Raw genomic sequence first — 16,827 nt, 5'->3', positions numbered from 1 at the left:
TTACTTGTATTCTTACGTTCCAAGACGGACACATCCTCTCAAAAATTATTGTAAGGACTTAACTAAAATGTGTCCATGAAACTATACTAACTCCAGTATCTAAATATTTGGATATTATTCCTAAGGCTGTACCTAAGACTAAACATATAATAAAGTCTGGTATTTTGTTTTTTATCTTAATCATTCTGACACCTCCAAAAAAGTTGCTCTTCTATCTAATTATTAACTCTTTAAGTTCATTTGTAGTGCATTATTTCAGAGAAATCAAGTAGTTTGGCACAATTCTACTCACAAAGAAATACGGCCCCAGTAAATAGGTGGTTAACCTCATAATTGTTCTATAAAATTTTTTACATCTTCTTTTTTCATAATTTCTTTCTGTAGTTCTATTAATCTGCCCCGATAGTTGTATAAAGAAAAAGCTCCCTTAAAGACAGTTCCGATCTTCAACTAACGCATCCGTTAGTTAAAAAAGAAGGAAAAATCCACTTACTTCACTATCCAGCTAATTTTGTAAACAAAAAGAGCGTTAACCCTTTTGGTTAACGCTCTAAAATCGATTTAAAATACATTAATAAATAATACATAAACCTATTCGACTATGCCAAGCATAAATTTCAATATCAATCTTCATTCTCTTCTTCTTCATATAAATCGTGTTCACCAATATAAATAGGGCCGTTTGCATGATCAATTCTGATTGGCCATTCATACGGAACGGATAAACGGCTAGATACACCTCTCCAAAATTTACTCGAATCGGTTTCAAAATCTTGAAACTCTTTTAATAGTTCTTTATAAGACGCACCGTCAAATTGTATATTCATTTCCTGCAACCTCATGAAAGCCATATGTCTAATTTCAAGCTCTGCTGCCTTTTCCATTTCTTCTTCCGTTGCCTCTTCGATAATGGTTCCTGGTGGGGGTAAGATTGCGTAGATATTATCTACTTCTTCTCCCGTTTCTTGTGCGGGAATCAATTTATTCTTGATCCGATTAAGCATAAAGTCAACTCCTAATGGTTTTCATCTATTATATATAAGTCTATCAAGCTGCGTAAACTAAATACTCTTCATGTTCAGCTAAAGCACCTGTTAGCTCAATAAGAGGTACCTCCAACAGTTTATCCTATGAACAGAGATGGAGACTACTATTGTGTCATTTTCCAAATTAGAGCATAAGGTGATATAACCCATTTAATTAATTTCCTCCTTAAAAACAAATAAAATAAGGAGAGGTTTCTGTATGTCAGGTTGTGAATCAAGGTGTGACGACGGTTTTGGATTTGGTGGAGGTTTCGCCTTTATAGTCGTTTTATTTATACTCTTAATCATTGTTGGAGCTAGCTTTGTTGGTGGATATGGCGGCGGTGGCTATGGTTACGGGGGCGGTTACGGAGGCTGCTGCTAAAAATAGTATGAAAAAAGCCGACCTTTATTGGTCGGCTTCTTCATCTAATCTGCCCCGATAGCATAAAGAAATATTATAATTACAACCTTTTGGATTATTAGACCATTTTATACATAAGAATATCATCAACATATTCATTGTTATTAATCTTAAATTCTTTAATTTTACGTCCTTCTTCAATAAAACCCATACTCTTGTACAAAGGTAAGCGTCAAATATTCCCCACCTACTACTTGTAAATAGCTCATGAGATAATTTCCTTACATCATACATGTGGAGGTTTTTTTATGAAAAAACGCCTTATAAAGAAAGAATGGGAAGCTCACATCCAAGATTTTAAAGAAAGTGGATTATCAAAAGCTGCTTGGTGTCAAAAACAGAACCTGCCGGTTCATCGGCTATATTATTGGCTCAAGAAATTATCACCTCAAGCTGATAGTCCAACTGAAAGTAAACGTACAAAATGGGTATCTGTGAATATCCCTCCAATAGAAGAAAAAATACATACCACCATCCGCATTCATTTTAAAGAAGCTACAATTGAAATAGATGCACCTTTTACTCCACAAGTGCTTTTACAAGTGATGCAGACGGTAAAACAGCTATGATACCAGAAACAGCCATTGAAAGGGTATGTATCGCACAAGGAGCTACAGACTTACGTAAATCTATTGATGGACTGGCAGCCATTGTGAAGGAAGAGTTTGATTTAGATCCCTTTTCTTCTTGTTTATTTGTCTTTTACAATCGCTCACGCGATAAACTAAAGATTCTCGTGTGGGAACATAATGGTTTTTGGTTGCATTATCGCAGATTGGAAAAAGGAAAGTTTGACTGGCCAACTCAACATCCAAATGTGCCAATTACCATATCAAGAAGGCAACTGAGATGGCTTCTTGATGGATTTTCATTTGAACAAAAACAAGGGCATCAAGCCGTATATGCGAGAACAATCCTGTGAAAAATTCATATATTTAGAAGGGATTTGATTCATTTTGTCGAATGGATTCATCTATGAAAACAACATCCTCTCATCAAAATCAACCTACAATTGAATCTCTTCAAGCTCAAGTAGAAGAACTCACGGCAAAAGTGAGATGATACGAAGAACAATTTCGTCTTAGCCAACAAAAACGGTTTGGTACGTCTAGCGAAAAAACAACGGAAAATCAACTCGCTCTAGAACTGTTTAATGAGGCTGAGAAAGAAAGTGACACCGAAGTACCCGAACCAGTTGTTGAAACCATCACCTATCGTCGTAAAAAGAAACGCGGTCATAGGGATGAGTCCGTTCAAAACCTTCCTATCAAAACGATTGAATATCGTTTGGCTGACGAAGAACAGGTTTGTTCGTGCTGTGATGATGCTTTGCATGAGATGAGTGTAGAAGTCCGTAAGGAACTGATGATTGTTCCTGCAGAAGTAAAGGTGACAGAACATAAGAGATACGTATATGCTTGCCGCAAGTGTGAACTAGATGAGGTTTCCACACCGATCGTGACTGCGAATATGCCAGCTCCTGCCTTTCCAAAAAGTATCGCTTCCCCGTCCATTATGGCGTATATCATGACTCAAAAATATGTAGAAGGATTGCCTCTTTATCGTCAGGAAAAGCATTTTGAACGAATGGGAATCTACTTATCACGTCAAACGATGGGAAATTGGTTATTATACGGGGCTGATCAATGGTTAGTGATATTGTATAAAAGGATGCATGAGCATCTACTTGCTCGAACCATCCTTCATGCGGATGAAACAACCTTCCAAGTCTTACGTGAACCTGGTCGTGCCGCAACTACCAAGTCCTATCTGTGGTTATATCGCACAGGGCGAGATGATATCCCCTTTGTTCTCTATGACTATCAACCAACAAGAGCAGGCGAACACCCGAAACGTTTTTTAACGGGTTATCAAGGTTATTTACAAGTGGATGGATATAGTGGTTACAATCAAGTACCGGATGTCACCCTTGTGGGATGTTGGGCGCATGCCAGACGTAAGTTTGATGAAGCCTTAAAGGCTTTACCTGATTCACAGAAAGGAAAAAAGGTGAAGGCGAGCGAAGGGTTGTATTTCTGTAATCAACTCTATTCTATCGAAAGAAAGCTAAAACATGTCGACCCTACAGAACGACATGAGCAGCGACTGGAAAAAAGCAGGCCCATTCTGGACCTTTTTTCAGCATGGCTTTATGAACAAAAAGATCTCGTTCTACCAAAAAGTGTGCTAGGAAAAAGCTATCACTTATTGTTTGAATCAATGGAAGCATCTTGAAGCTTTTTTATTGGATGGGCATTTAGAAATCGACAACAACAGAAGTGAACGTTCCATTAAGCCGTTTGTGATTGGGAGAAAAAATTGGATGTTTTTTTCTAATACACCGCGAGGTGCTAGAGGGAGTGCCATCATGTATAGTGTGGTTGAAACGGCAAAAGAGAACGATTTGAGTCCCTATCATTATCTTCGCTATTTGTTTGAGACGCTGCCAAATATGGATCTAACGAATAAAATAGAAATAGATAAAGTCTTGCCGTGGTCATCTAGTTTACCCTCGGCATGCAGAGTACCGATAAAAAGTGAAGCAAACAAAACATAGTCCCGAAATACACCACCCATCTAGTATTTGGGGGCTACTTGACATTCACGTTAATTTTTGAAAAAAGGCAATCTAAAATTTCATTTTCTTACTTAAACATATATTGATTATAAGGTCTAAAAAGTTGCCTATAAGATAAGACACGATATACCCGATAAATTACCGATATATACAACTACTTTAAATCCTAGCTTTAGCAAAGCTCCTACAAGGATTTGCGCAATTTTGCCATTAGTATATCTACTATTCCCATTTACATAGTTATATCCATTTTGAAACAGTAACTGCATTAAAATGAGCCCGATATAATATCGAACTCATTCTATCGAATTACCACGCCCAATTTATACGAGTAATTCAACAATTATTTATTTTTTAATGTAACAATTGGTCAACTTCTAAACTTTAACTCATTCTATTTAACGACTCCATGGAGTTAAATATAAAGCTATTGTAAATAGTATGCAGATGAATGAAATTGCAATGAGCCTTTCTTTCTTTGTTTTTCTATTAAGCAGTTTAAAAACAAAGAAAAAGTATGTTTATAACGTAAGTAAAACCGAAAAACAAGTATTATTTGATAAGATGGTCAATCTTTAAAATCCAATCCGCAAGATAATAACCAATAATTAAAAAAATAGGCAAAACGTAGAGTTTTGTTGTATCCATTAATCTGCGTGACATTACCATAGAGTAAAAAATACAAACAATCGATAAAATGATTGTACTAATGCTTTTATTATTTTTATCCCAAGTAGCTTGCAAGTAGTGGGCAGAAAATATAAAAATAAAAATAAAGATAAAAAGTTTTAAATATTTCATTATATAAGCTCCTTTTATTTTAACCTAACCTTTTTTTGCAACGTAGGAGCCATAAGTATAAGCAGATCTGTAACATGGAGCAGATCGGAAATACTTATTACGACCTCCTTGATAAATCCCAACTGAAAATCTACCCAATAAATACCATCCACCGAAACTTTTTCTTAAAGCAGCAACTCCAGCAATCCTAGCTGCTTTTTTGCTCTTTTCTCTATTACTTTACTAAGAGCTCGAGAGTTTTTAACGACCTTTCTTGCTGCTTCTGTTGTACGTTGTGATTTTGCCTTTTTTACACCAAAATAATCTTTAATCATACTATATAAAGTTTGTGCAACAAATACTATGTCTTTTACATCTCCAACAACTGCTGCAACAACGTATGCTAGGCCAGTCATTAATGCGTAAAATATTCTATTAGGCTTTAATCCATACGGATCCACATTCATCACTGGATTATTATTCGCATAAGTATATCCATTCTGTGACAACGGTTTATCATCATCCCCAGGATGTGGATCCAACGCTAAGAAGGATCCATTCTCAGGATTATAATAACGAGCTTGCAAGTAATAATTCTTCGTTTCCTCATCATAATAATAACCTGCATAACGAATAGGATTTTCTTTCACAATTACACCTTCAGTGGCTAAAATATTTCCATATGCATCATATTTATATGAACCTACTTCTTTGCCTTCGTTGTCACGAATACTTAATACATCTCCGCGTTGGTTTGTGATAAATTGATACGCTTTTGTTTCAAATTCACCTGTATCGTTCTTCGCCTTCACAATCATACCAAGTGGCGTATAACCATTCCATTCGTATGAACGATATTGCGTGATTTCATTGTTCACTTTAACAACTTCCATATCTAACACTTCATCATTATAAAAGTACTCATGTGTTGTGTCACCGACTGTTTTGCTCATCCTACACAATCACTTTGGTAATGATAGGTGCAGCACGTTTTGTCTTTACTTTAAACCCACAAGTCTCCCTAAGTTCTCCTATAGTGCCGAAATGCTGTCTATATATATCATAGGAATATTCAGTTGTTCTTTTCAATTCGTCAATTGTAGCTGGTTTCCCAAATGCTTTACTCATTTCTGTGTATTCTTGTATTAAATCTTCATCACTAACATTATCTTTGATGCTTTCCTTTAAATAACCTATCCCTTTAGCTCCATAAGAAAAAGAGCTGCTGAAGCAACTCCCTTTTTGAAGAAAAGCACCCGTTAGCCATCCATGAAGCGCAAAAATCAGCGCTTCACCACAGAGAATGAAAATTGGTTTCTAGGTCGATAATGTTTTAATGGCTGGCGAAGAAGGTCGTTGAATTATGGTGCCTTTGAGCCCATCCGTTAGTCTGACTCCGACGACCACGGTGTACCACCGACTGTCGCGCCCTTTATGGGTAGCACTCATGGGAGATTAATCCTTTTTTGGTCGTCGCGCTAGCCTCTACTTAATTTGCTATAATTGGAGGTTTTTGTTTAACGATTTACCAAACTCAATCGGATCACTCATAAGTTTCAGCCTTTTTAAAAAAAAGTCATTTTCTAGGTCTATCTTTTGTATGCTCTTTTGGTTTTAAGAATATTTTAATTTTCATGGGAGTGAAATAAATCTTAGAGAAAAATCACAATAAATAGTAAGCCTATACCAATAAGAACTCCACCAATCAACTCATAGTTGCCCAACAAGAAGAACAATTTACTTTTGTTTTTAAAATCGAATGAAAGAATCCTTTTTCTTAACCAAAATCCAAAAATGCCAATAAAAAGAAATGCGAAAAGAAGTAACATTGGAGTATTTTTAATATATTGTTCACTCCCCATTTCTTACACCTACCAGTAATCACCAAATTATAATGATTGATTTATTTGGTTTAGCCTCTTAACCCACAATTCGAAAGAATACTATACTTCTAGTGAATATATCAATAAAAAATACTTACCTTAATAATTTTTGCAATTGAGTCATTGTGATTGGATAACTTTATATTTAAATTGTTGCATGAATGATCCATGTTTAAGATTACTACGTCACCTTGATCTAAAACAAAAGTCTCTTTTTCATCTATACTCATTTTACTTGTTCCTTTGACACAATAAAAGGCTTCGGATCTATTCGTAGATTCCCTATTATCCAACACTTCATGTTGGATCCCATTATTAATATGAATCATGTTAAGGTCTCCCTCGCATCCTTCTGCTAACATCAAATTAAAGTCCGTAACCCTCCCAATACTTCGGGTTGTCCAGCCGCCATCAAACCGATCCTGTTCAAATGGCTTTAAATGCACATGGTGCTTTCCCTTATGTTGAAGCAACATTTCTCCATCAAGGATCATGATAATTCTCTGAATGCCTGGAAGGTGAGTAAATAAGGATTCGTCTACCTCAACATCTGCGGTGCTTAACCGCCATTTGAAATCACGCTTCGAGTAATCTCCATTTTCAGGATAAATAGCAAGTTGAGTTGTTTTACCACCTGACCAAAGGCTTGTTATTTGTTCACTTTTTCTTATTAATTTTAGTAAATATGACAACTAATTTCTCCCCTTTTATTATTACATTATTTCAGTTTAAACCACGCCCAATGTAGATCAAAATTGGTGTTATGTCAATAGGATGGATACGATAAACAGAGAGGAATAGCTGAGCTTAGCTGGTTTAGTTCTATTAGAAAAAGGCTGCCGCAGCAACCCCTGTTTTTGATGTAATGCCCTGTTAGCGAAATAAGGGACCAATTTGTTATCATCAATATCGCCCCCCTTTATAAAGCCCTTATGTGATACTGGATTGTCAACACTAAATCAAACAACTTTTTTAAGGGATAATTTTTTATATTCTAGAGGACTTAAGTAGCCAAGAGTTCCATGAATTCTTAGCTTATTAAACCAGTTCACGTAGTCTCCAAATTCGAGAGTTAGCTGGGATAAGTTCGCAAATGTTTTTTGATTGGCGAACTCAGTCTTAATGATTTTAAAGGTCGCTTCCGCGACAGCGTTATCATATGGACAACCTTTCATACTAAGTGAACGGCCAATTTTAAACGTGGTTAACGTTTCATCAATTAGCTTGTTTTTAAATTCATTCCCTCGATCTGTGTGGAGAAGCTGAATATCATGAAGGTTTCCTTTGATGGATGCAAATGCGCGTGCCACAAGCTGGGCGTCCTTATTAGGTCCCGTACTAAAGCCAATAGTTTCACGATTAAAGAGATCGACAAAGACACATATGTAATGCCATTTATTTTTGACTTTGACATATGTTAAGTCGCTGACCACTACTTTTTTCTCTTCTTCTTGTTGAAATTCCCGATTTAATTCGTTAGCCAGGACTGATTCGTTACATGAGGATTGCTGCGGTTTGTATTGGGCGACTGTATAAGATGATACAAGCCCTTGTTCTTTCATAGTCCGGCCAATCCGGCGTCTGGAGACCGTTAGGTCGAGCTTCAATAACTCTACTTTAATCTTACGTGTTCCGTATACCTTACGGTTCTTTTCAAATATTTCTATAATGGCGTGTGTGACATCGTCTTCTGAGTTTCGTTCTTTTGATTCGTAGTAATAGGTGCTCCACGATAGCTCCAGGACGTTACACATGGCTGATACCGAGTATTTGTCTTTGTTTCGCTTAATAACATTTACTTTCGTCCTAGTATCAGCGCTGCTTGCTTTAAAATATCATTCTCCATCTGTAACTGTTTCAATTCTTTTCGTAGTTTGATAAGCTCCTTTTCCTCGGGAGAACGGTTATCTTTTTCCTTAAAGGAACCTGTGTTTTCACTCTGTTGAATCCACCGATCTAAAGAAGAAGGAGTAAGTTCATATTCTTCAATAAGAACCTTTCGTGTTTTTCCGCTTTGATAGAGTTGAATCATCTGTTTTTTAAATTCGGAAGTGAATGTACGGCGTTCTCTTTTCGTCATTTTGAGTGCTCCCTTATCTGTAGTAAGTTAAGTGTAGCTGCCCTTAAAATATCTGTCCAGATAAGTGTAGACGATTCATATTAGTGATTTTGATTTTATTAGAGTAAATATTAATAATCTAATTTCTGGAGTTTTTGACTTTTTAGATAGTTATCTTGTGATTAGCTTTCTTGATAATCTCTTTAATACAGTTAATCTTTCCATTGGTATAAAAATACTAATAGTTTTTATATACACATTATTAGTATTTTTAATTAATAATTTTAAAACTGAAAAAGATAAACAAGGTGATTATAGTACAACAGATAAAAAGTTAACTCCTGGATTTGAGTCAATATTTTGGACACTAAAAAGTTAAATCTTAAGCTGTATTCCTAATTCGATCTTCAATGGCTTGTGGGGTTTGATAGCCCAAGCTGCTGTGAATTCTTTTTCGGTTATACCAACCTTCAATAAATTGGAACATAGCTAATTTAGCTGTTTGATAGTCTAGATATTGTACGTGGTTGACTTCTTCCTTTTTTAATAGGGCATGAAAGGATTCAATACAAGCATTATCGTACGGACAACCTTTCTGACTAAAGGATTGCTTAATATGATGGTTTTGGATATGTTGAGTAAACTCACTGCTTGTATATTGTGAGCCAAGATCTGTATGAAGAACTAAGCCCTCCGAGGGCTTTTGTGAAATGTGTGCGTTATTGAAAGCTTTTATGACCAGTTCTGTCGTCATTGAACGAGAAAATGAATACCCTACTATTTTCTTAGAGTGAAGGTCCAATACCGAAGCTAAATAACACCATCCGTCTTTTAACGTGTGGATATACGTAATATCTGCTACCCATTTCTCATTAATGGTCTGAGTAGTGAAGTCTCGTTTTAGCAAATTATCCAATTGAATAACCTTTTCTTTAGATGGATAGGGACGGTATTTTTTCTTAGTAATAGAACGAATTCTTGCCTTGCTCATTAAACGTTGAACACGCTTTAGACTTAGGGAAAACCCTCTGGTTAATAAGCTTTCATGAATCTTTGGAGCCCCATATCGTCCCTTGCTTTCCAGGTAAATCAGATGAATTTCCTTCGTGAGTTCTTGGTTTTCCTGTTCGCGATTTGATACGACAAGTTGAAGAGACTGATAATGGCTGCTTCTTGGGATTTCTAATATTTCACACATTTTCTGTACGAGGTATAGATTCTTGTGTTCCTCGATAAATTCAGTAAGATCTGTCTCGGTTACTTTTTCGCGAATATGGCCATAGCCTTTTTTAAAATTTCAACTTCCTGCTTTAACCGAAGGTTTTCCTTCTGTATGGCAGCTAATTCCTTTGGGGTCATGGACTCTTCTCCTAAACCGATAGGAGTAAATTCTTTAACCCATTTATAAATAGTAACTTCTTATACGCCATATTCGCCGCTTAATTCTTTGACCGAATTACCCGAGTGATAAAGATCTACAATAGTCTTCTTGAATTCATTATTATATTTTTTACCTGTATTCTTACGTTCCAAGACGGACACATCCTCTCAAAAATCATTGTAAGGACTTAACTAAAATGTGTCCATGAAACTATACTAGCTCCACTCCATCTATTGAGTATGAAATAAATTACCTTTTACAAAAAGAAAATATGGTTACTTGTATAAATTTAATTTTTAAAAAATATCCTGAACTTCCTAAAGAAACAATTATAAAAAACGGTTCGAAAAATTAATAATGAAAACAAGTAATGTTATAAAATAACTCCTCTAAGGAGTTTTTTGTTGAAAATCCCCCATTATGCTAACAGCTTAATAAAATATTTTTGAAGGACTTTTCCCCCCTTTCCCCGCCAGCAGCCACCGCAAACAAAGTGCATCAGCATAGACTTCATGCCTGTTTGACTCTCGCGTAATGCACCTTTGTTTTGGGAAAGATGCGGCTCCCAGGAATTCCTTCCTGAGTTAATCTTATAAAAATGGGCATAAAAAAAAAGGCAGCAACTTTGTCCGCCTTTTTCTCCTGATTTTGTCCCTATTTTTGTCCATGTTTTTTATTAAACAAAATAAGCCGGTTACTTTAAGGCGTAAAATCAGGAAAATACGGATTTACAAAGTTAAAAGCAGCCCATCTGAAATAGAAATTAAAAAATAAAAGGCCGACCAAAAATGAGGTCAGCTTTTTATATTCTTAGCAGTATGAACCATATCCATAGGCTGGGGCGAATCCACCGCCATATCCGCCACCATAACCGCCACCAAAACCACCGCAGAAACTAGCTCCAACAATAATTAAGAGGATAAACAATACAACTAAAAAGGCAAATCCACCACCAAATCCACGGCCTCCGTCAAATCCATCACAACAGTCATCTCTACGACAACCAGACATACAATCACTCCTTATTTGTTTTAAGGAGGAACTTAAATGGGTTAATTCATTCTATGCTCTACATAGGTTAATGACACAATTAAAAGACAAAAAAGACCGAAATAAAAATCGGTCTTTCTGCTATTTAAATTATCCCTAAGGAGGATGCAATCTGAAAAATTGCAACTTTCTTTTTCTCGTAATATGGAGTCTTTTGTAGTCCCATATCCATATAGATATTAATATCATTCTGCTTTTCATGGCTCAAATACTTCATTTCAATGATTTGCCGTTCTATTGTGTCAAGGCTATATTCTAAGCTATTTCCATTTGAATCACTTTTAATTCGTTTGCTACATATGAAATAGTATGAAATGCGGTAGAAGCATGGAAGTACAAACTGGATATAGAACCATTAATCAACCCTCTCGACTATACCTTCGAGAGACTTTTGGAGACAATGGATAGGAAGCGAAGTATTCAAACCCAATTAATTCACCTTCTTTAGTTCTGAAAAATTGATTGTTGATTTTTAAACAAATAAAAAAGACCGAATTAATAACAGTCTTTTGATTCTTTATAGAACTAACGCACCTGTTGCATAAGACATTAACTTATATCATCTCCTGATTAAATTTTTTTCAACTTAATCTTTTAAGACTTTGAATGCTTCTCGAACTTTTCGAGCAAATTCCAGTGGTGGTTCGATTGATTCAAAATGCATATACATGGCTCTAGGATTTTCAAACAACCAGTGATTATGAACTGCTGTTACAATAATATCCCTTTTTCTTAATTCTGTTAACAATGGATTTACCTCGTCTTGGAGTAGTACTGTTTCACCTAGATTTAGTGCATTGCCTTTACTATCTAAATTCTCAAAGCTGAAAAATTGAGGGTTTACTAACGGTGAATTAGTTCTCCTTCCAAGTATTTTAAATGGTATGTCTCTAAATCTTTGAACCAGACATACTCCATTCATAAAACTTGCATCACCGTCAAGAATCCTTGCAAATTCACTACATAAATCCCTTTTCGAGTCCCTACCCATAATATTCCTCTCCTTATAATAAAACCATTTGTTTTTTAGAACATGGTTTTATTGTATGCGGGTGAATTATATGAGATTGGGCAAATTTAAACCCCAAATCTTGGCGGTGGCGGAACTCGTGGTGATAATCCAATGGGGGCTAGTTACAGGCTGCTCCAGAAATCAGTTGCTCCCTGGATGATACCCTTGGCACAGGGTGGCGCGCTACTAAATCAATACAAACAACAGCAGATGACTATGCTCACGTGTCAAAGGAACTCGAAGAAAAAGTGTTGATGGTTATTCAAAATACATGGATTATGCTCAACATAATATGAAATAGTATGAAATGTGGTCAGCCAGCCAGTTCCCTTTCATTTTATAAAAATAAAAAAAGCCTTGGCAACTGATAAACTCAGTAATGCCAAGGCTTTGAAGTTATTAATAAGTAGACATATATTGTTCGCGTTCCCAAGGGTGAACTTGTGTGCGGAACATATCTTCGCCTTTCGTTTTTTTTCAAAAAGATACATAAAGGCTTATTTAACAAGGTTTTCTATAACCTATATACAAATTTCTTTTAGGTTATTTCACCTTTTTATTTTTATTATGTGGTCAGATGGTGGTCAATAATATTTTTTTCATTTCAACACAAAATCAACTTAGAAGCACATTATTAAATCTACACGCGCTCAGATACAATTTAAACTACCAAGGTTCCTTGATCTAAATCATCAAAATTTTATATAGTTCTTTGACATCAAGTTTTTGTTTGTACCGCCATGCATCGTCCTCCATTTTATAGATTTTAAGACAAAATTAAAAGAGTAGCTATTGCTACCCTTTTAATCTAAAATTCTATTTATCCAACTTCCTATTTTTACGATTATCAAAGAAAGTAAATAGATTAACAACAACCACCATAATAATCGAGAATAAAATAGCCTTAGAAAAAGTCAAATCCACAATATAATATGTGCACATTAACAAAAGTATAAAAAATAATATGTTCTTCTTCACTTCATCATCTCATTTACAAATAATGCTTAAAAAAATGGTTTAACAATAGTAGACTTCTGGTATCTAGTGTTAACTTGTCCTCCAGATCCACTTGACAATTTAGTAATTCTCTCTACTTTTTTAATTTCATAATTGCCCATATAAGAACCTGTAGGACCAAATTTCACTTTGCCTAGAAAAACTGCTTTTTCAGCTGCTGTTACAACATGGCAGACTGTAGTAAGTTCCAAATGCTCCACCAGCTTTCTTCCCAAGAGCCGCAGCTCAAGTAACTATATTATCCTACCATTAAACCCATTTTATTACAAGTATGCCTGCCCGATAGTTCAAGAAGAAAATCAACAACATTCTTTAACAGGTTCTATATAAAAAGGAGGGTTGCACCTCACTTTATTTTCTTGAACTTTCCACCTCTCCTCTCATAGTCTGTTTCATTTAACCTTCGAATTTCCAGCTCAGGTAGCTATCGATTTACTGGATAACAGTGTGATTATTCTTTGTCTCTAAGAGTACCTTCAAATGAGTTTGGATCCTATGTCCTTGTAGTAGAAGGGGGATTAATAAAGATATAGAAATTGAGTTTTGAGGGAATTTTTGAGAATTAATTTAATTCAACAAGGGCTACCATGTATAATCACCTTGAGAATGTTTTATAGTAATGATGTAGATGAAATCTAATATAGAAAAATTAATAAAGGAATCCCAAGATGGTTCATTTAGTGGTGGTTTAATTGAACAAACTATTGAGTTTGAATTAAATAAATAAAATGAAAAGAGCATAAATGGATGAATATAAATATCAAAGTTTATTTACATGTAAAGGAAACAAATTTTTTTCAGAGTGGGAGTTTCCCAGTCGTCAATTCAGAATTTAAGAAAGATCCTGATTGGGCGGCGGCTATTGCCGCCTTCGAATGGATCCAACAGATTCAAAGTGAACACGGTTCTAGTGGTGATTTTCGGATAGATAAAGTGGTTTATAACGATGACAATGATATTACGGAGTTAGTGAAGAAGGTTAAGCCTATATTTTAGAAAAGCCCCTCTCAATGAACTGTGCCCCATTATTCGGACAGTATAAAAAAGTGCCTATGCGGCTAATAGGTGGTCCCGGTATTGTACCGGGGCCATTTTCTTTAGTCCCCATTGATAACGACATTCATTATATTCTTCAATAACTCGATCAACTTCTTCCTTCACATCCGTTAAATTAGTACATGTTTTATATTCTGCCAAATCCTTAAAGTGGCCAAAGAAACTTTCCATTGGCGCATTATCCCAAGTTCCTTCACTTTGTGTTGAAATAGCGGATGGGTGTAATGGAACCCCTGGTCAGTAGGTAATGTCAGTAAGCAGGACCTTCCCTGGCTCCTCCTGATTGAATTCACGATTAAGGAGATTTGGACAAGTAAGGTGCTCCTTGGTTGCCTTGGCCATCTTCCGATACGGGTTGGCCCTTCTGATTTTCGCTAGGAGATTATATTTTGTCATCAACCATCTGATTTTCTTATGATTCATTACGGCCGAGTAGTCATTCTCCATAATCATTTTGATTTGGAGGGCGTCTACTTTTTCCCTTTTACTGATGAAAATATTTCTAATCAATTCTATGTCCAATTCATCCTGTTCTTCACGAAGCTCACGGTAAGGAGCTGCCTTTAACCAATCATAGTAGCCACTTCGACTTACACCAGCCAATTTGCATAGATAGGAAACAGCCTTCTTTAATTGGTGTATTCTGATCGTCCTTTCAATCAGATAGAACCTCTCAGCTGCAGTTAGAATCATTTCTTTTTCAAAGCCTGCCTTTCTAGCTCTTCCAGCTTTTTTAGGAAGTCATTTTCCGCTTCAAGGAATTTGATTCTCGCCTCGGCCTTCCTAAGTTGGTCCTCTACAGACTGTGGCTTGGAAGTGGGGCGTCCTGTACTTCCTTTTCCACGGCGTTCGGTAAGCCTTCCTCACCAAACCTTTCAAAGGTAACACGCCAGCGCTGTAGACAACGCTTGGGTTGTTTCTTACCAATTATTTCGAGATTAAATCCCTGGTCAATGAAAATTTGTGAGGGGGATTGCCCCTTTTTATATTCCTTAACAGCTTTTGTCTTAAATTCCGGACTATAGGAAATAGATCGCTCGGAAGCACTTATAATATTTGGATTCTTTTCGAGTTCTTTAATCTGAAATTCAGTATATATATTCTTACTCATAGAAACCCTCCGTCCATACTCATTACATCTATTGAAACATAAAAAACCCCTGATAAGGGACACTTTTTTTGTGTGTCCGTTATCAGGGGTATAGTTCATTATTGTGGTCTCTTTTAGTACATCCTGTGGAACTATTTCAACTGTTAGTTCAATAAGGAAAGCATGCCTTATTAAAGAATTGCGCCCTTTAATGGAATAACACCTAAGCATCTAATAGCGTGTATTGTTAAGATAACTATAAAAGCTTTCATGGATGTTTTGTGTAAAAATTACAGAATTTCACACAAGTTTCTTAACAAATAACACCCAATCTTAGTTTGGTCCATCATTTTTTCTGAATTTTGGCGATTGTTAGTAATAACAATGGTAACAGAAACCCGAATGTCATAGCATAAAAAGGCCAGATGTCTGAAATAAAGTTACTATAATAGACGATATTGGGTGCCATAATCAATGTAAAGACAATCAAAATCATACCAAATGGAAAAACCAGAGGACGATAATCTTGCAATTTTAACGTTTGTGCCAGACCTAAAACGGTCACATAAAAAAACAAACTAACTCTAATAAAAATTGTGATGAACCATATTATGGCTAGTATTGCTTCCAGCCTCTGCAGGAAATTAGCGATATTGATTTTCTTAGCCAATTTATAGCTTGGATAAATTTCACTTGCTGTTACATCGACACCAAGAACAAGAATGGCTAACATTGTTATAATGATCAAAACACTTCCAGCCAACAATTGACCGACAAACAGGCTTTTTCTTATTCTGTCTTTTTGACTCACGAACGGGAGTATCATCAGAACCGCAACCGGTTCTATAAAGGGAAAGACAATAAATGGTATAGACCCCCGTATAACTGGTTTCAATCCTCCCTCCCAGACGGGTTGCAGATTTTGAATTTTAATCTCAGGCAATAGAAGAATCATCAATGATGATAAAAGTATTACAACAAAAGGAAACAATATTTCCGCGCTTCGGGCCAAAGGTTCCAAACCGAGACGTGCGGCCATGAGGACGATACTCATGAAAAGAAACATAATCACTTGAATAGGAGTTTCAGGCATAATCTGACTTGTCATAAAATCACCAATTTCTCTCAGGTAAGTCGCTGTGGTTATAAAAAAGTAGCTTATAAATAGAAGCGAAATCGCTATTCCCAGCCACTTACCCAAAATTTTTTGGCTGTATTCCACTAATGTTAAATCAGGATAGCATTTCCTTAAAGCGTCATATAAAAAGACAACCAATAACGGTGCTATCGCCACGCTAAAAATACCAGAAACCCAACCATTTTGTTTTGCTTCAGAAGCGACGATGGTGGGAATAACTAAAATAGAATCACCAATCGTATATAATATCACTAATATCGTCAGTTGACGGCTTCCGATTTTACCCTTCTCGAGCATTTTAATAAGTTCCTTTCACATAACGGTAAGTTATATA

At 35.9% G+C, this 16,827-nt stretch carries 14 protein-coding genes and 5 pseudogenes; 5 read left to right on the top strand and 14 right to left on the bottom strand.

Going from position 1 to position 16,827, the window contains the following annotated elements; translation table 11 throughout:
* Window positions 1-623: 623 nt before the first annotated feature.
* On the bottom strand, window positions 624-1,004 hold the full coding sequence (locus tag ACQKMR_RS16465; RefSeq protein WP_427698254.1) for a hypothetical protein: 381 nt from the start codon (window positions 1,002-1,004) through the stop codon (window positions 624-626).
* Between the two features lie 241 nt (window positions 1,005-1,245).
* Here ACQKMR_RS16465 and ACQKMR_RS16460 point away from each other — a divergent pair.
* Window positions 1,246-1,362 (top strand): annotated as a pseudogene (locus ACQKMR_RS16460) (YjcZ family sporulation protein); the annotation flags it as partial.
* Window positions 1,363-1,507: 145 nt separating this feature from the next.
* Here the strand turns inward: ACQKMR_RS16460 and ACQKMR_RS16455 are convergent.
* A pseudogene (locus tag ACQKMR_RS16455) lies at window positions 1,508-1,618 on the bottom strand (GNAT family N-acetyltransferase); the annotation flags it as partial.
* 79 nt (window positions 1,619-1,697) lie between these two features.
* Here ACQKMR_RS16455 and tnpA point away from each other — a divergent pair.
* The 3 genes and pseudogenes from tnpA to tnpC all read left to right on the top strand — a co-directional run bounded on the left by tnpA (window position 1,698) and on the right by tnpC (window position 4,006).
* On the top strand, window positions 1,698-2,018 hold the full coding sequence (gene tnpA, locus ACQKMR_RS16450; protein ID WP_057276191.1) for an IS66 family insertion sequence element accessory protein TnpA: 321 nt from the start codon (window positions 1,698-1,700) through the stop codon (window positions 2,016-2,018).
* Entirely contained in the window at window positions 2,015-2,371 is a 357-nt protein-coding gene (tnpB, locus tag ACQKMR_RS16445) for an IS66 family insertion sequence element accessory protein TnpB (RefSeq protein ID WP_427698253.1), read from the top strand. The genes tnpA and tnpB overlap by 4 nt, the downstream gene beginning before the upstream one ends.
* Before the next feature lie 41 nt (window positions 2,372-2,412).
* Window positions 2,413-4,006 (top strand): annotated as a pseudogene (gene tnpC / locus ACQKMR_RS16440) (IS66 family transposase).
* Window positions 4,007-4,579: 573 nt separating this feature from the next.
* On the opposite strand, the gene ACQKMR_RS16435 reads toward tnpC, so the two are convergent.
* The 10 genes and pseudogenes from ACQKMR_RS16435 to ACQKMR_RS16390 all read right to left on the bottom strand — a co-directional run bounded on the left by ACQKMR_RS16435 (window position 4,580) and on the right by ACQKMR_RS16390 (window position 13,424).
* On the bottom strand, window positions 4,580-4,828 hold the full coding sequence (locus ACQKMR_RS16435) for a hypothetical protein (RefSeq protein ID WP_427698252.1): 249 nt from the start codon (window positions 4,826-4,828) through the stop codon (window positions 4,580-4,582).
* Between the two features lie 164 nt (window positions 4,829-4,992).
* On the bottom strand, window positions 4,993-5,760 hold the full coding sequence (locus ACQKMR_RS16430) for an RHS repeat-associated core domain-containing protein (protein WP_427698251.1): 768 nt from the start codon (window positions 5,758-5,760) through the stop codon (window positions 4,993-4,995).
* A 1-nt stretch (window position 5,761) separates the two neighbouring features.
* A complete protein-coding gene (locus ACQKMR_RS16425) occupies window positions 5,762-5,983 on the bottom strand; it encodes a homing endonuclease associated repeat-containing protein (RefSeq protein WP_427698259.1) in 222 nt (73 codons plus the stop codon).
* Window positions 5,984-6,770: 787 nt separating this feature from the next.
* Window positions 6,771-7,382 carry a HutD/Ves family protein gene (locus ACQKMR_RS16420; RefSeq protein WP_427698250.1) on the bottom strand — a complete coding sequence of 204 codons (612 nt, stop codon included), beginning with the start codon at window positions 7,380-7,382 and terminating at the stop codon, window positions 6,771-6,773.
* Between the two features lie 267 nt (window positions 7,383-7,649).
* Window positions 7,650-8,770 (bottom strand): IS3 family transposase gene (locus ACQKMR_RS16415; RefSeq protein ID WP_427698249.1). Its coding sequence is split into 2 segments (ribosomal slippage): window positions 7,650-8,521 and window positions 8,521-8,770, totalling 1,122 coding nucleotides; the frame shifts between segments, so codons are not numbered across the junction.
* A 361-nt stretch (window positions 8,771-9,131) separates the two neighbouring features.
* Window positions 9,132-10,282, bottom strand: a pseudogene (locus ACQKMR_RS16410) (IS3 family transposase).
* Between the two features lie 658 nt (window positions 10,283-10,940).
* Window positions 10,941-11,141 (bottom strand): YjcZ family sporulation protein, encoded by a 201-nt coding sequence (locus ACQKMR_RS16405; protein WP_427698248.1) that lies wholly within the window; start codon window positions 11,139-11,141, stop codon window positions 10,941-10,943.
* Between the two features lie 124 nt (window positions 11,142-11,265).
* Window positions 11,266-11,397 carry a hypothetical protein gene (locus ACQKMR_RS16400; RefSeq protein ID WP_427698247.1) on the bottom strand — a complete coding sequence of 44 codons (132 nt, stop codon included), beginning with the start codon at window positions 11,395-11,397 and terminating at the stop codon, window positions 11,266-11,268.
* 369 nt (window positions 11,398-11,766) lie between these two features.
* The gene (locus ACQKMR_RS16395; RefSeq protein ID WP_427698246.1) at window positions 11,767-12,171 is read right to left on the bottom strand and encodes a DUF1259 domain-containing protein; all 405 of its coding nucleotides are present in this window, start codon (window positions 12,169-12,171) and stop codon (window positions 11,767-11,769) included.
* Between the two features lie 1,025 nt (window positions 12,172-13,196).
* Window positions 13,197-13,424 (bottom strand): hypothetical protein, encoded by a 228-nt coding sequence (locus tag ACQKMR_RS16390; RefSeq protein WP_427698245.1) that lies wholly within the window; start codon window positions 13,422-13,424, stop codon window positions 13,197-13,199.
* A 532-nt stretch (window positions 13,425-13,956) separates the two neighbouring features.
* Here ACQKMR_RS16390 and ACQKMR_RS16385 point away from each other — a divergent pair.
* Window positions 13,957-14,205 carry a hypothetical protein gene (locus ACQKMR_RS16385; protein WP_427698244.1) on the top strand — a complete coding sequence of 83 codons (249 nt, stop codon included), beginning with the start codon at window positions 13,957-13,959 and terminating at the stop codon, window positions 14,203-14,205.
* A gap of 54 nt (window positions 14,206-14,259) precedes the next feature.
* Here the strand turns inward: ACQKMR_RS16385 and ACQKMR_RS16380 are convergent.
* A pseudogene (locus ACQKMR_RS16380) lies at window positions 14,260-15,376 on the bottom strand (IS3 family transposase).
* A gap of 325 nt (window positions 15,377-15,701) precedes the next feature.
* Window positions 15,702-16,790: a GerAB/ArcD/ProY family transporter gene (locus ACQKMR_RS16375; protein ID WP_427698243.1), complete on the bottom strand. Its 1,089-nt coding sequence runs from the start codon at window positions 16,788-16,790 to the stop codon at window positions 15,702-15,704.
* Window positions 16,791-16,827: the final 37 nt, after the last annotated feature.

The sequence above is a fragment of the Peribacillus sp. NPDC096540 genome, from assembly GCF_050278525.1.
Taxonomy (GTDB): domain Bacteria; phylum Bacillota; class Bacilli; order Bacillales; family DSM-1321; genus Peribacillus.
The sequence above is the reverse complement of the archived record's forward strand: the minus strand, read 5'-3'. Positions and strand labels throughout refer to the sequence as shown.

Coding starts and splice junctions, on each gene's coding strand:
- ACQKMR_RS16465 (WP_427698254.1), bottom strand. CDS start 1,004: ATGCTTAATCGGATCAAGAATAAATTGATTCCCGCACAAGAAACGGGA.
- tnpA (WP_057276191.1), top strand. CDS start 1,698: ATGAAAAAACGCCTTATAAAGAAAGAATGGGAAGCTCACATCCAAGAT.
- tnpB (WP_427698253.1), top strand. CDS start 2,015: ATGATACCAGAAACAGCCATTGAAAGGGTATGTATCGCACAAGGAGCT.
- ACQKMR_RS16435 (WP_427698252.1), bottom strand. CDS start 4,828: ATGAAATATTTAAAACTTTTTATCTTTATTTTTATTTTTATATTTTCT.
- ACQKMR_RS16430 (WP_427698251.1), bottom strand. CDS start 5,760: ATGAGCAAAACAGTCGGTGACACAACACATGAGTACTTTTATAATGAT.
- ACQKMR_RS16405 (WP_427698248.1), bottom strand. CDS start 11,141: ATGTCTGGTTGTCGTAGAGATGACTGTTGTGATGGATTTGACGGAGGC.
- ACQKMR_RS16400 (WP_427698247.1), bottom strand. CDS start 11,397: ATGAAGTATTTGAGCCATGAAAAGCAGAATGATATTAATATCTATATG.
- ACQKMR_RS16395 (WP_427698246.1), bottom strand. CDS start 12,171: ATGGGTAGGGACTCGAAAAGGGATTTATGTAGTGAATTTGCAAGGATT.
- ACQKMR_RS16385 (WP_427698244.1), top strand. CDS start 13,957: ATGAATATAAATATCAAAGTTTATTTACATGTAAAGGAAACAAATTTT.
- ACQKMR_RS16375 (WP_427698243.1), bottom strand. CDS start 16,790: ATGCTCGAGAAGGGTAAAATCGGAAGCCGTCAACTGACGATATTAGTG.